Below are 13,941 nucleotides of genomic sequence, written 5' to 3'. Positions count from 1 at the left end.
GGTTATCCCAAACCATCTACATACTTGAAAGTATTATTATTTACTGATTATCATGGATGATGTCAGGGTTATAACGTAACCGAAGCAGGAAAATTCAATGGAAAAAAGAAAGAATCAAAGATTAGCTATCTCAAGTTTCACCCCACGTTTCAAAGGTATGACAGCTTTAATCGCCGCTATTGTCACCTTGATTGTGCTACTGGGAGGAACATTTGAATCTGCTTTGGCATCACAACCCAATGCCGAATCAGAAATTGAACAATTAACGGTTTGCTATGCCCTAGGAACCGATGCGATTGGTAAAGGAGATATCCAAGCAGGAAAGAATATCTATCGGGATTGTTTTACTGAAGATGCAACCATAACAGCTATTTTCCCTGATGGAGTTACGACTGAGACACGGGTTGGGACAAGTGCCTGGGGAGATTTTGTGGCTTCGGTATTCCGAGCAAATGGCTATGTGGCTACGCAGCACTTGATTGGTACAGTCAATATTGCGGTTCAAGGTAATACTGCAAAGATGACTTCTTACCTACACGCGACACACAAACGTTCGGAGACTAGCATTGATGTTGCCAATGGCACTTATGAAGATGAAGTCATCAAACAAAATGGGCGTTGGAAAATTCGCCGTCGTACACTCAAACTCATCACCTTCCTGAACCTTTCTTCTCCCCCCAGCACTGTTCGCTTAAGCATTCCTTCTCGTTAGTCAACAGCAATACCCTTTATTCGTAAATCAAAACCCTGTCCTCATATTCAATTGAGGATGGGGTGATACCAATTAGCAATTCGCAATAGAATAACCAAGAGTAAAAGAAACTTTTTAGTTAGCTTTAGCTACTAAACACATTGATGCGAACGCTAATTGAATGAGGTATTGTTGTCGATGCCACTGTCTGTTGTGTCTGTTCCCACGAAAAAAAAGAAACCGTCCCTTGTCTTGACGCTTACGGTTGCTGGTGCATTAGTTATTGGTGGTGTAGCTGCATATTGGTTAATCACTCAAGGTAAGCCATTATCTAGAGATTTACCCCCGGCAGCAAATGTAATTCCCCAAGATGCTCTCTTTACAGTTTCTCTGACAACTGATGCCAAGCAATGGAAACGCCTACATGAGTTTGGGAATAAAGAAGTTCAAGCCGAACTCAATCAAAATTTAGTCCAGTTACGCGATCGCTTTTTAACTAATAACGGTTACGATTTCCAAAAAGATATTGCTCCTTGGGTGGGAGAAGAAATTACTCTCGCAGTGCTGGCACCTGACGTAACCAAACCACCAGCCAAACCTGTTGCTACTGATGGGCAAGTAGCCAACAGCCAGCAGATAATGATGGTATTGCCGATCAAAAATCCCCAAAATGCCAAAAATATCCTCACGCAACTGCAAGCTCCCCAAGGTGGAAATTGGAGCGATCGCAACTATCATAATTTTGTGATTAAAGAAAGTGCAGCCAAGACTGGGGAAAAGTTTTCTGCAACCGTGATTGATAGTAAATTTGTTGTCATTACCGATACCCCCAAAGCCACAGAAAAAGCGATCGATGCTTACATAGCAAAAACATCCCTCTCCACAGTCCCAGGTTTAGCTGCAAATTTTCCCAAAGTTGCCAACTATCAACCTTTTGCTCAGTTTTATATCAACGTACCCACCAGTGCTAAAATTGCCAGCGCCGCACCAAATCGACAACTACCTGCTCAAGTTTTAACGCAACTACAAAATAATCAAGGATTAGCCGGGACAGTTTTTTTAGAAAATCAAGGTATTCGTCTCAAGGGTGTTTCCTGGCTGAATCCTAGCAGTCAGCGAACCCTGGCAGTTGAAAATAAAGCTGGTGAAATGCAAAAACGTATTCCAGCCGAAACCCTGATGATGATTTCAGGGAGTAACTTAAAACGTGCTTGGGCTGATTATGTTTCCACATCTCAAGGCAATCCATTGTCTCCAATCGCACCAGAACAATTGCGTACAAACTTTAAATCCTTGACTAACATGGACTTGGAGCGGGATTTACTGAGTTGGATGGGTAATGAATATTCCCTATCAGTCGTTCCGGTAGTCTCAAAAGTCGGTGCAGATGAGAATTTCCGTGCAGCCTTAATGTTACTGGTAAAAGTCAGCAACAAAAACCGGGCAGAAGCTGCAATGAAACAATTGGATGAGGTAATGCAGAGCCAATATCAGTTTCGGATTGAGGAACAAAAGATTGCTGGTAAAACAGTAACCAACTGGATTGGAACCTTTGGCATCCCAACAGCAAGTCATGGTTGGTTAGACGATAGGCTAGCATTTCTGACAATAGGCGCTCCCATCACTGAAAAAATTTTGACTCAATCGGGTAATTCCTTAGCAAATGCGATCGAATTTCAAAACACCTTACCATCCCAACTAAATCCTGCAAACGGGCAATTTTATTTAGATGTCGATCGCACTCAGAAAAATTTTCCCCTACCACTGTTATTTCCCAAGCAACAAGCCTTATTAGCAGCCACACGTTCTATTGGTATCACTAGTGCAGTCAGTGACAATCGTAGTACCCGCTATGATATTTTTGTCTCGCTGAAACAGTTGGAGAAGTAGGAGATGGGGAGATGGGGAGATGGGGAGATGGGGAGATGGGGAGATGGGGGGACGCGGGGATGGGGAGATGGAGAGAACTGCACCATGCCCTTTCTCGGCTTCTAATCAGGTAGGATCGAAGCATGACAAAATAAATAGTATTTAAGAATTAACTGGGGAGAACTTTTTATGAGTTTTGTCGATCTGGTTATCCTCCAGAACTGGCTGGACAATGCTGCATTTGCAGTCTTATTTATTACCATGCTTGTTTATTGGTGTGGGGCTGCATTTCCAAATCTCCCTGTTTTACCGGCATTAGGGACTGCGGGAATGGCGATCGCAAATCTATGTATCGCCTTTTTATTGGGTGCTAGATGGATTGAAGCAGGTTATTTTCCCCTAAGTAATTTGTACGAATCGTTATTTTTCTTGACTTGGGGTATTACCACCATCCATCTAATCGCGGAAAATAGTAGTGGTAGTCGCTTGGTGGGCGTTGCCACTGCTCCTGTTGCCATGGGGATTACAGCATTCGCGGCGTTGACACTACCATCAGAAATGCAAAATTCGGAACCATTGGTTCCCGCACTCAAATCAAACTGGTTAATGATGCACGTCAGTGTGATGATGTTGAGTTATTCCGCTTTGATGGTAGGTTCATTACTGGCGATCGCATTTTTGATTGTTACAAAAGGTAAAGATATTCAACTGCAAGGCAGTTCCTTTGGTAATGGTGGTTTTCGCAGCAACGGTTACAAACTCCATAAATCAGGTCAACTTGTCACCGAACCTTCGTTAGAAGACAATGCCGAAAATAACGGCTATGCCAGATTTGAAGTTAACAGCAATGGGAATAGTAACGGAAATGGGAAAACAGCCGTTCTCAACCTAGTAACTGCGGGCACTCAAGCTGTGGCAGCATCAGAAACCACATCCACTACAAATTTATCACCACAACGCCTCAGCCTCGCCGAGACTTTAGACAATATCAGCTACCGAATTATTGGTTTGGGTTTTCCCTTATTAACGATTGGGATTATTGCTGGCGCAGTTTGGGCAAATGAAGCTTGGGGTTCTTATTGGAGTTGGGATCCCAAAGAAACCTGGGCGTTAATTACTTGGTTAGTATTTACAGCATATCTCCATTCTCGCATTACCAAGGGTTGGCAAGGTCGTCGTCCTGCACTTTTAGCTGCCAGTGGTTTTGTTGTCGTCTGGATTTGTTATTTGGGCGTAAATCTTTTGGGTAAAGGCTTACATTCCTACGGTTGGTTCTTTTAGAAACCTTTTTATTTTTGCTTCCCCTTCTTTGCAAACTGTGGAGAGGGGGAATTTTTTGTAATAATTGTGGAGATTTTTTTATGATTGGTGGGAAATATATGATGTAGGGACACAATATGCCGTGCCCTGAGAGATTGGTTTTTCAAAAATTACTTATTTATTTGGGAAATATTATGGAGAATAAAATTATTATACTTAAAAATAATGATGTCGTATCAATCAATGCACAAGGCTTAAAAAAAGCATTTTTTCAACATTCAACATTTAAATATAGCCACATATTGAGTAAAATTAAAGAATCACTCAATCATAATATTTCTCTTGACGAAAAAGAGTTATTAATTGGAGATGGCGTAGATTGTGAAGTCCTGATGTCAAATGATATCGGCTGGAAAAAAGGCAAACTTAAATTAAATTTAACATTTTATTTAGATATTGTAGAAAATGAAGATGAAAATAAAAATAAAAATAAAAATGAAGAATTACCTCCGACTAATGATTCAGAACAGAATTTTCAACTATCTCCATTAGATGATTTACGTCAACAATTCAACGAATAAATCAAATTTTATTTAGTAGGGTGTGTTCGCGACAGTGTCACGCACCATTAATAAAAATAAACCGAGCATATATATTTTTTTTACACATATAGATTTATACAATTTATCTGACTAGTAGTTCAATAAAAACATGAGGAAAATACATAATCAACTGTATATAAATTTATTCTTAAAAATTTCTGTTATTTTTAGCTAAATCTTGAGTTGTTATCAAAAATAGATGTAGTTATAGAGAAAATTTATGGAAAATGAATTTCAAAGACTACATCATCATGAAGTTGTGTCTGTAAATTCAGAAACACTTGAGAGTTTTGAGGTTGCAACTACATTTAAAGTGATTCAATTATTACAAGCGATTAAAGAACTGGTTGGTTTAGAAAGTCCAGAATCATCCTTATTTGATGCGGGTATTGATTGTGAAGTGCTACGTTTCCGTGCGAATAGCTGGAGAAAGGGAAAAGTGCGCTTAACGCTGGAATTTTGCCCAGACAAAGATGAGTCTCCCCTTGAAGATTTTAACGAAGGTAATAATTAATCATTCCCGAATCCAAGATTAAAAATAGAGAATTCAGTAGTTAGAAGTAAAAATGTTTATGAATAAACTTAATTTGGGAAAATAGACATGACTTTAGTCAAATAGTACGAATAAATACAAAGTATAATTAAAGAATATTCTCGATTTTGAATCCTGGCACCTTGCCCAAATCTAAAATGGGATGGACTCCTCTTCATGCGGTAATACATCGGACTATCCGCGCCCGGAAATTATTGAAACGCCAGCAGCATATATTAGTGGCTGTTTCTGGCGGACAAGATTCTTTATGTTTAATTAAATTACTGTTAGATTTACAAGCAAAGTGGGAGTGGAATTTAGGTATTGCCCATTGTAATCATCTTTGGCGTGATGATTCCACAGCCAATGCAGAACACGTAGAACAATTAGCACAAAATTGGTCACTCCCGTTCTATTTAGAAACTGCTGATGAACCTATCGATAGTGAAGCAACTGCAAGAAATTGGCGCTACCGGGTATTGGAATCAGTTGCACTAATGCACAATTATTCCTGTATTATTACCGGACATACAGCAAGCGATCGCGCAGAAACTTTGCTTTACAATTTGATGCGTGGTACTGGTGCGGATGGTTTGCAAGCCTTAACCTGGCAGCGCAATTTAGGCAAAAATATTCAGTTAGTACGTCCGCTTTTAGAAATTAATCGTAGGGAAACTGCAAAATTTTGCCAAGATTTTCAACTACCAATTTGGGAAGATTCGACTAATGAAAATTTCAAATACGCTCGCAATCGCATTCGTCAGGAGTTAATTCCCTATTTGCGCGAGAACTTTAACCCCCAAGTTGAATCAAATTTGGCACAAACAGCCGAGCTACTGCAAGCTGAAGTTGAATATTTAGAACAAGCAGCTCAGGAATTACGGCAAGCAGCAATGAGGGGAGGAGACAGTGACGACAAGCAAAATCAACAATCAACTAATAATCACCAATTTTTCCAACTCAATCGTCAGGTATTGAAAAACGCACCACTGGCACTGCAAAGACGAGTAATGCGTCAGGTTCTACTAGAAATGCTTCCCTATGCACCTAATTTCGAGCATATTGAAAAATTGACTGCTTTGATAGCAGCACCACAAAAAACCCAAACTGATCCGTTTCCTGGGGGTACAATTGCATTTGTTGATGGTGAATGGATTTGCTGGCGCTGAACAAATCCACGACAATTTGTGATTACTATCTCCGATTACGCTAACTCAGCTTGGGTAATGAAACTCATTAATGCTTGTCGCATCTCATTAACTGCTTGAAGTTGGGAATCTCCAGATTCTTGAACTTGTGTCACAGAAGAAGTGACGGCTTGTAATTTATGGCGCAAACTATCGACATTATCCTGAATCGGTTGTAATTCCTCTTCATAGAACTCTAATATCGCTTTTGCTTCTGCTAACGCCGTTTGTAGCAGTTGTAAGTTTTCTTGTTTGACTTTTAACTCTTGGCGTTGTTCCTCCATTTCTTGAGCTTGGCTAGCAATCGTCCCCTGAGCTAAATCTATACTTGCTTGAATTTGGGCGATTTCACTTTCCAGATTTTGCACCTCCTCAGATTGGGCAAGACGTTGCGATTCGATTTGTGCCAAAATCGGCTTTAAATCAACATGATTTTCGCTATCACAACTTGGTGCTTTACCTTGTCTTTGCAGTAGAACTGTTTGATGTGCCCGTAATAAGTCTTGATGTTGTAATAAATTACGCCGTTGACCTACCAGTGTTTCATTTAACATCTGATAAAGGTCTTTTTCATCCTCAAGTTCTTCTTCATAAACAGCGCGATCGCTCTCTGCTGCTTGGCTAACTTTTTGTTTGAGGTCTTCTATAGTTTCTTGCTTATACTTAAGTTCTTGTTCTTGATCGTTGACAAAGCTGGAATCAATACTTAGTTTTTCCCGTAAATCCTGTACCGTTTGCTCTAACTCTTCCAACGACATGGATTGTAAAGCTTCAATATCACAGGATGTATTTAGAGCTACACTTCCAGACATCGCAGCCAAGCTATGTACTTGCTGATACATATCTTCCTGATAGCGTAGGTATCCTTTCAAAATACCAAGATGCTCTTGTTTGCTATTGAGCTTGGCAATACTATCTTGCAACTCAGATGTTTGGTGGTTAAGAGCGGTTTCACTCAGCTGCAATTCATTTTGAATCTCAGTAGATTCTGCCAACAAACTCTCAATTTCTGCTTGCTGTTGCTCAACCTCAGTTTTGCGCTGCTCAAATTTCTGCCAATGAGGATTTAACAACTGCTGCTGTATATCCACCATCTCAAAAGCAAAACCCAAATGCTCTACCACCCCATCGACATTCGGTACACCATTCTCCAGGCGATCGACTAACTCACGTAATGCCGCAGCACGTTCCGCATCAACAAAACTTACCTGCTGATATTCCGCTTGGTGTTCCTCCAGACGGCGCTGCTCACCTCGCAGATGTTCCCAGGCACCTTCAAGTTCTTGACGATTGCGTTCAATCTCTTCTTTCAAGCGTTCAAATTCTGCACGGGATGCTTCAACCGCTTGCTTTTCCGCGTCGATATTTTGACACTCATCTTCTAACTGTTGGAGTTGCGCTAGACGATCATCCATGTCCATTTCACGACGACTGAGTTCCTGAGCTTGGAACGTCAGCGACTCCTTCCACTGGTCAATTTCTTCTTCTTTTGCCTTAAATTTTTCTACTTGGCGAGAATAATTTTGCAAAATATTAACTAAAGGTCGTCCAGCTTCTTGAATGCGTTGCACTTGGCGTTGTGGACTTAATTCCACCATGACCAACGCACCGTCATTTAACTTACTAGCTTCCTCTGCGGTAATTACTTCATCCGGTATAGAACTCCAGCTTTGGTCGTTTCGCTGACAAGCTAAAAGCTTCAGTTCAGCTTTCCCTCCACTGAGTAAACCGCCTTTTTGTTTTTGTACTTCTGCTAAATACAGCACACCTCTATTCCTTTTGATGCACTTAGGGATATTGTTAAGAGCTATACATTAAATAACTACGTTGCTTACCTGATCTGACGCAGTTAATGACAGATAAGATAGGTATAACTATTTATATACGCGACATTTTAAAATAAGAATTAATCAGAAATTTATTCAACTAGTCTGCCACGTCATTACATTGTGTCCTTGCTGCTACAGGGATGGCTACCGTGTTATCACTGGCATTAGCAAGCATAAAAACACCCAGACACAGGGATATGGGGACGTAGGAACAAAGAAATAACGAGAGATAGCAAAAAAGCTTTTTTATGTTCCCATCTTCGCCTCTATTAATTGTTCAATCCCTTAATTTTCATCAATTTGTAAATATCGAGATATAAATGGGCACAATAGCATCAAGTGCAAACCGGATGATGAGGAGTGCCTTGGAACTAAATGCAGGGAAATTTACATGAAATCGATCTTCGCAGTATCCTGCAATTGATTGAGTTGGGGCAGCAAACAGGAGTGCTATTGGTCGAAACCGATGGTAGTTGCTTAATCAAGCATGGTATGAAGAATGGCGATCGCCAAAGCTTAATCACTAAGTGTGAAGCCAGTGGTTCGCGAACTTCATACCACAATCAATTGGATACGAATAGTAAGCAAATGTTGTTCAAACCAGCTTCTTTAGACCACTCCCAGCAAAGTAGTTGGTTTGTTTTTTTTCTGAATGGTCACATTATTTATGCAACCGATCGCGGACTCAGTTTATCGCGGTTGGATGATTATTTGCGCCATTATCGGGTAAAGGTGCGCCTTGATGAAACGGTATTAACAGCCAATTTGTCGCAGTCGATTCCTGAGTACAGTTATTTATGGGCACTACTCGAACAAAACATCATCAATCCTACCCAGGCTCGGATTATTATCCAAGGCTTAATTCATGAAACTATTTTTGATTTATTAAATCTCCGGCAAGGAAATTTTATTTTTAAAGTCACTCCTCCACTTGCACCCCTGTTAACAACTTGGCAAACGGCGGCAATTGCGGCAAAAATTGCTAGACAAGTGCAAGGTTGGAAACAACTGTATCCATATATTCAGTCTCCCGATCAATTGCCAATGCTCTCCGATGTGATCCAGTTACGCGCCTCCCTGCAAACAACCACTATCGACAAGCTCAAGCAATGGGCTGATGGCAAAACTTCCCTACGTCAACTAGCGCGCTATCTCAACCGAGATATATTAACTGTTGCTAAGGCAATATTCCCTTACGTACAACAAGGCTGGGTGAAGCTAGTATATACGAATACGCAAAACTTAATACATACTCAGGATAGTCAGGAGGTAAATTTAGAGGAAAAGTCCAAAATCAAAATTGTTTGTATTGATAATGCCATTAGTGTTTGTAAATCGGTCGAGTCAATTTTAAATTCCCAAGGCTTTGAGGCGATCGCCTTGACAAATCCCTTAGAAGCACTAAGTCGCACCTTGGCGCTCAAGCCAGATTTAATCCTCTGCGACATTACCATGCCAGAATTGGATGGTTACGAGATTTGTGCAATGTTGCGACAATCAAAAATTTTTCGATTGTCACCAATTATTTTGCTGGCTAGTCAAGATGATTTTATCAACCGTACAAAAGCCCAGATGGTTGGAGCAACAGACTATTTAGCTAAACCCTTTCACGAACATGAGTTACTAATGCTAATTAAAAAATACCTTGGAGATAATTACAATTACAAAGATAAAAATGATACTAGAGTTGTCGATACTACCCTAGAAGGGGTACAAAATAATATCAAAGAATTTGCCGAAGCCAATAAAAAGCGATCGCTTATAAAATTTGTCAAGGAATAGAATTAATTTATACATTAATTGATTGCGGGGATTCAGGGAATGTTCCATATTGAGGGACATCTACGTCAGGAGGTAGATAGGCTTATATGAATACAGTTCTGATTGTGGAAGATAGTATCGCACAGAGGGAGATGATTACAGACCTCCTGAAAGCGAGCGGGATGACAGTTACCCACGCTAGTGACGGGGTTGAGGCTTTAGAAGCAATCCTCAGCGAACCCCCTGATTTAGTAGTTTTGGATATTGTCATGCCGAGAATGAATGGTTATGAGGTTTGCCGTCGCTTAAAATCCGACCCGAAGACCCAAAATGTCCCTGTGGTTATGTGTTCCTCTAAAGGAGAAGAATTTGATCGCTACTGGGGAATGAAACAGGGAGCAGATGCTTACATTGCCAAACCGTTTCAGCCAACTGAACTGGTAGGAACAGTCAAACAACTGCTGCGAGGATAAGGATAAAGAAAGCATGGTTAGCAAACCGGACTTTTTGGTGGGCAGTGGAGATGATCAATTTCGTCCTGAATTCCAGGTCGAAAGTCCTGAAGGTGAACTGCATTTGCGATTTTTCATTCCCTCGCATCAGGAGTTTGCACTGCTAGCAACAGGGATTCGCGAAGTCATCGAACTCAGCCCTGACAGAATTACCCCCATTCCTAATGCTTCGCCTCTACTTTTGGGTACTCTAAATTTACGAGGTCGAGTGATTTGGGTGGCTGATTTGGGGCAGTTTCTTGGAGATGCAACGGCATTAAACACCGACAGAGCCGAAATACCTGTAATTGCGATTGAAGAACAAGAAACAATTGTGGGTTTAGCGGTAGATGAAATCGGCGGTATGGATTGGCTGGATGTCAAAAATTTAGTGGCACCAACTAATCTTCCAGATACAATGGCTCCGTTTCTACGGGGTGAATGGATGTTAAACGCAGAAAGCACTCAGTGTCTGCGACTGCTGGATCAGACCGCAATACTGCGGAGTGCGCGGTGGGCAGGATGAAATTCGGAGACAGTGAAATGGCAGCAAGTATAGAAGATTACGCGCAGATTTATCAGCAGGCTCTGACAGCCTATGCACAGCAAAATTACGAAGAAGCAGCCACTTTAATCGACCAAGTGGTGATTTCTCTACCACAAGACCCCAATACCCATCTATTGCGGGGACATGTTTACTATGTGTTACAGAAATACGATATTGCCAAAGATGAGTATCAGAAAGTGCTGGAATTAACCAATGATGTCGAAATTGTTGGTTTTGCCACAAATGGTTTAGAGAGTATTCATCAATACCAGGCACAGTTTGATGATATTGATGTATCTGATATTGAAGACAATGAGCAAATAAATTTCTCTGATTTAGTCGAACCAGGGGAATTTGAAAGTCACAATGTAGACAACGAATCACCATTTGGGGATTTAAATAATAGTAGTTTTGATTTAAATGCTCTTGGTGATAGCTATGGAAGTGGGAATGTATTTGAAGATTACTCTACAAACAATCCTTTTGATATCCCCACTGATAGTAAGGTACTTGAGACTCTTGCTGACGAGATTTCGGGAAATTTAGATGAAAATCCCTTTGCATCTGTTGCTAAGGAAAAATCTCAGCCCAAACAAGCGACAAGTCCTGCGGATGCAGAAAAACCGACTGGATTAGAATTGCCTGAATTTTGGCAAGATGAAATTCCTACTAATAGTTTTACTAGCAACACCATTGATAGTAATCATTTAATTCCCGAAGCTATGAATAATTCACCCTTCGAGGAATTAGATTTACCTTTAAGTACCACTTTTGAAACTCCTACCTCACTTTTTGGGGAAACAAATGAAGCTGATACCACAGGTGATTTTAAATTTAATATAGATAGTATTAATGATGAGACGCAATATATCAGTAAAAAAAGAGAGCAAGAAGTAGGAGCCGAAACTGATAAAGATACTTCCGAAGTTAACAGCCAAGATAACTTTAGTGCGAATAAGTTTGAGCATGATAGCGAAAATATTGCTCAATCAACAACGGAGACACACACACGCCCCGCAGAGTTTTCAACCTTTAGCATTGATTTAAATCCAGAAGGAAAAACCTCTGACTCTGGAAACACAGCAGCGTCACGAGATAGTTTTGATGCCGATGACAGTTTTGATTTTGAAGCCTTTGAGTCAGCCTTTGGTTCCGATAGTTTAGCAGACAACAAGCCTCTAGTAACTGGAGACATTAGCAATATCGCTAGTAATAGCACTAGCGGCAAAGCTTCTCAGGAAAAAAATGTTGAATTTTTAGACGATTTTGATGATTTTGATGATTTTGGGAATATTCCTGGATTTGATTTAACTGGAGAATCGACTTTTGGCGCTTCGCAACAGCTGCATTCAAATTCGTTTGATGACGCAAAATCATCAACTGATAAATCTTTTGCGAAATCAAAAAACAAAGAAACGGGTAGTAACTTTGGCGAATCTTTAGGAGAATCACTCAACTTTGGCAATACCAGTAGCAAGCGGAATCTAGGAAAATCTAAGCCTGGCGGGGAACGGGAAGATGAATTATTTAGCATTACCTCCACCCAAGAATCAGTACCAATTTTTACCCAATCTGATGTCAGCCACATTGAACCCCAAGTCAGTGTCGAGCAAGGTTTACTAGCACCTTTAGAAAATGCCCCCTTAGAGACGAAACAATGGTTTATTGCGGGCACTGTGGGGGTAATTTCTGCCCTTGCCGTAGCATCTGTGAGCTTTGTCTCAGCTAATTTTTTCTCCAAACCGGAAGAACGCGCTCCTATTCGCAATACAGGGTTGGTGATGGCGTTAGCTGCGGGGTTGGCGGGGTGTGCAACCACTCGATTGATGGGAAACCTCACATACAAACAAATTCGTCGCACCACCAAAGATTTACAAAACCAATTTGATGCGGTGCGCCAAGGGAATCTGGAAGTACAAGCCACTGTTTATTCCGAAGATGAATTCGGACAATTAGCGGCTGGCTTTAACGAAATGACTCGTGTAATTTTTACCACCACCAGCGAGGCAACACGAAAAGCCCACGAGCAGGAAGAAGCTAAAGAAAACTTACAACGGCAGGTAATTCGTTTGCTTGACGACGTTGAAGGTGCCGCGCGAGGTGACTTAACGGTGCAAGCAGAGGTGACAGCAGATGTTCTCGGTGCGGTTGCAGATGCTTTTAACTTAACAATTCAAAATTTGCGCGATATCGTTCAACAGGTGAAAGTCGCAGCCCGCGAAGTCACCAAAGGGGCAACAAATTCCGAAACATTTGCGCGGGCATTATCAACTGATGCATTGCGTCAAGCTGAAGAATTAGCTGTCACCTTAAATTCGGTACAGGTGATGACGGATTCGATTCAGCGCGTGGCAGAAGCTGCACGCGAAGCAGAAACAGTAGCGCGAGATGCCAGTGAAATCGCTCTCAAAGGTGGCGAAGCGGTGGAAAATACTGTGGCGGGTATTTTAGAAATTCGCGAAACCGTAGCAGAAACTACTCGTAAAGTCAAGCGTTTGGCAGAATCATCGCAAGAAATTTCCAAAATTGTGGCTTTGATTTCGCAGATTGCTTCGCGTACCAACTTGTTGGCACTAAACGCATCGATTGAGGCGGCACGTGCGGGAGAAGCGGGACGTGGTTTTGCCATCGTTGCGGATGAGGTTCGTCAGTTGGCAGATAAATCGGCAAAATCGCTGAAAGAAATCGAACAAATCGTCATGCAAATTCAAGGCGAAACCAGTTCGGTAATGACGGCGATGGAAGAAGGGACACAGCAGGTAATAACAGGTACGAGACTGGCAGAAGAGGCAAAGCGATCGCTTGACAATATTATCCATGTTGCCAACCGCATTGATATTTTGGTGCGATCGATTACTGCTGACACTGTAGACCAAACGGAAACCTCCCGTGCTGTGGCACAGGTAATGCAATCGGTGGAATTAACAGCCCAAGAAACCTCACAAGAAGCACAACGAGTTTCGGGTGCATTACAACACCTGGTAGGCGTATCTCGTGACTTGATTGCCTCTGTGGAACGTTTCCGCGTTGAAACTGCCGAATCAAGATAAATAGTAAGTTAGGAGTTAATAGTTAGTGGTTAATATTTCAGAGTCAATGTGAGGATTTAGGAATTAAAAGATTAGGATATTATTACTCATGTCTCACAGTTCTGACTTAAAAACCTACAAAT

At 41.2% G+C, this 13,941-nt stretch carries 11 protein-coding genes; 10 read left to right on the top strand and 1 reads right to left on the bottom strand.

The genetic code is table 11. The features are described 5' to 3' along the window. Positions 1 to 97 precede the first annotated feature (97 nt). The 6 genes from VB733_RS00100 (at position 98) to tilS (ending at position 6,123) form a co-directional block, all read left to right on the top strand. Positions 98 to 712: a nuclear transport factor 2 family protein gene (locus tag VB733_RS00100; protein ID WP_323338087.1), complete on the top strand. Its 615-nt coding sequence runs from the start codon at positions 98 to 100 to the stop codon at positions 710 to 712. A gap of 177 nt (positions 713 to 889) precedes the next feature. Beyond that, positions 890 to 2,581, top strand: a complete 1,692-nt coding sequence (locus VB733_RS00095) for a DUF3352 domain-containing protein (protein WP_323338086.1) — start codon at positions 890 to 892, stop codon at positions 2,579 to 2,581. Between the two features lie 168 nt (positions 2,582 to 2,749). Continuing rightward, on the top strand, positions 2,750 to 3,841 hold the full coding sequence (gene ccsB / locus VB733_RS00090; RefSeq protein ID WP_323338085.1) for a c-type cytochrome biogenesis protein CcsB: 1,092 nt from the start codon (positions 2,750 to 2,752) through the stop codon (positions 3,839 to 3,841). A gap of 173 nt (positions 3,842 to 4,014) precedes the next feature. Continuing rightward, complete coding sequence (locus tag VB733_RS00085; RefSeq protein WP_323338084.1) at positions 4,015 to 4,401, top strand: KGK domain-containing protein; 387 nt, start codon at positions 4,015 to 4,017, stop codon at positions 4,399 to 4,401. A 241-nt stretch (positions 4,402 to 4,642) separates the two neighbouring features. After that, positions 4,643 to 4,936 (top strand): KGK domain-containing protein, encoded by a 294-nt coding sequence (locus VB733_RS00080; RefSeq protein WP_323338083.1) that lies wholly within the window; start codon positions 4,643 to 4,645, stop codon positions 4,934 to 4,936. 176 nt (positions 4,937 to 5,112) lie between these two features. Further along, positions 5,113 to 6,123, top strand: a complete 1,011-nt coding sequence (gene tilS, locus VB733_RS00075; RefSeq protein WP_323338082.1) for a tRNA lysidine(34) synthetase TilS — start codon at positions 5,113 to 5,115, stop codon at positions 6,121 to 6,123. Positions 6,124 to 6,158: 35 nt separating this feature from the next. Here tilS and hmpF read toward each other — a convergent pair whose 3' ends face one another. Then, entirely contained in the window at positions 6,159 to 7,907 is a 1,749-nt protein-coding gene (gene hmpF, locus VB733_RS00070; RefSeq protein ID WP_323338081.1) for a pilus motility taxis protein HmpF, read from the bottom strand. 438 nt (positions 7,908 to 8,345) lie between these two features. On the opposite strand from hmpF, the gene VB733_RS00065 reads away from it, so the two are divergent. The 4 genes from VB733_RS00065 to VB733_RS00050 all read left to right on the top strand — a co-directional run bounded on the left by VB733_RS00065 (position 8,346) and on the right by VB733_RS00050 (position 13,819). Then, positions 8,346 to 9,752 carry a response regulator gene (locus VB733_RS00065; protein ID WP_323338080.1) on the top strand — a complete coding sequence of 469 codons (1,407 nt, stop codon included), beginning with the start codon at positions 8,346 to 8,348 and terminating at the stop codon, positions 9,750 to 9,752. An 86-nt stretch (positions 9,753 to 9,838) separates the two neighbouring features. Beyond that, on the top strand, positions 9,839 to 10,204 hold the full coding sequence (locus tag VB733_RS00060; RefSeq protein WP_096614931.1) for a response regulator transcription factor: 366 nt from the start codon (positions 9,839 to 9,841) through the stop codon (positions 10,202 to 10,204). Positions 10,205 to 10,217: 13 nt separating this feature from the next. Continuing rightward, positions 10,218 to 10,748: a chemotaxis protein CheW gene (locus VB733_RS00055; protein ID WP_096614930.1), complete on the top strand. Its 531-nt coding sequence runs from the start codon at positions 10,218 to 10,220 to the stop codon at positions 10,746 to 10,748. Positions 10,749 to 10,765: 17 nt separating this feature from the next. After that, the gene (locus VB733_RS00050) at positions 10,766 to 13,819 is read left to right on the top strand and encodes a methyl-accepting chemotaxis protein (RefSeq protein WP_323338079.1); all 3,054 of its coding nucleotides are present in this window, start codon (positions 10,766 to 10,768) and stop codon (positions 13,817 to 13,819) included. Positions 13,820 to 13,941 lie beyond the last annotated feature (122 nt).

The organism is Calothrix sp. UHCC 0171 (assembly GCF_034931845.1).
Lineage (GTDB): Bacteria > Cyanobacteriota > Cyanobacteriia > Cyanobacteriales > Nostocaceae > Brunnivagina.
This window is presented reverse-complemented; position numbering and strand designations above follow the sequence as displayed.

Excerpts from the sequence above, each read along its gene's own strand:
- VB733_RS00100 (WP_323338087.1), top strand. The coding sequence starts at position 98 with ATGGAAAAAAGAAAGAATCAAAGATTAGCTATCTCAAGTTTCACCCCA.
- VB733_RS00095 (WP_323338086.1), top strand. The coding sequence starts at position 890 with ATGCCACTGTCTGTTGTGTCTGTTCCCACGAAAAAAAAGAAACCGTCC.
- ccsB (WP_323338085.1), top strand. The coding sequence starts at position 2,750 with ATGAGTTTTGTCGATCTGGTTATCCTCCAGAACTGGCTGGACAATGCT.
- VB733_RS00085 (WP_323338084.1), top strand. The coding sequence starts at position 4,015 with ATGGAGAATAAAATTATTATACTTAAAAATAATGATGTCGTATCAATC.
- VB733_RS00080 (WP_323338083.1), top strand. The coding sequence starts at position 4,643 with ATGGAAAATGAATTTCAAAGACTACATCATCATGAAGTTGTGTCTGTA.
- tilS (WP_323338082.1), top strand. The coding sequence starts at position 5,113 with ATGGGATGGACTCCTCTTCATGCGGTAATACATCGGACTATCCGCGCC.
- VB733_RS00065 (WP_323338080.1), top strand. The coding sequence starts at position 8,346 with ATGCAGGGAAATTTACATGAAATCGATCTTCGCAGTATCCTGCAATTG.
- VB733_RS00060 (WP_096614931.1), top strand. The coding sequence starts at position 9,839 with ATGAATACAGTTCTGATTGTGGAAGATAGTATCGCACAGAGGGAGATG.
- VB733_RS00055 (WP_096614930.1), top strand. The coding sequence starts at position 10,218 with ATGGTTAGCAAACCGGACTTTTTGGTGGGCAGTGGAGATGATCAATTT.
- VB733_RS00050 (WP_323338079.1), top strand. The coding sequence starts at position 10,766 with ATGGCAGCAAGTATAGAAGATTACGCGCAGATTTATCAGCAGGCTCTG.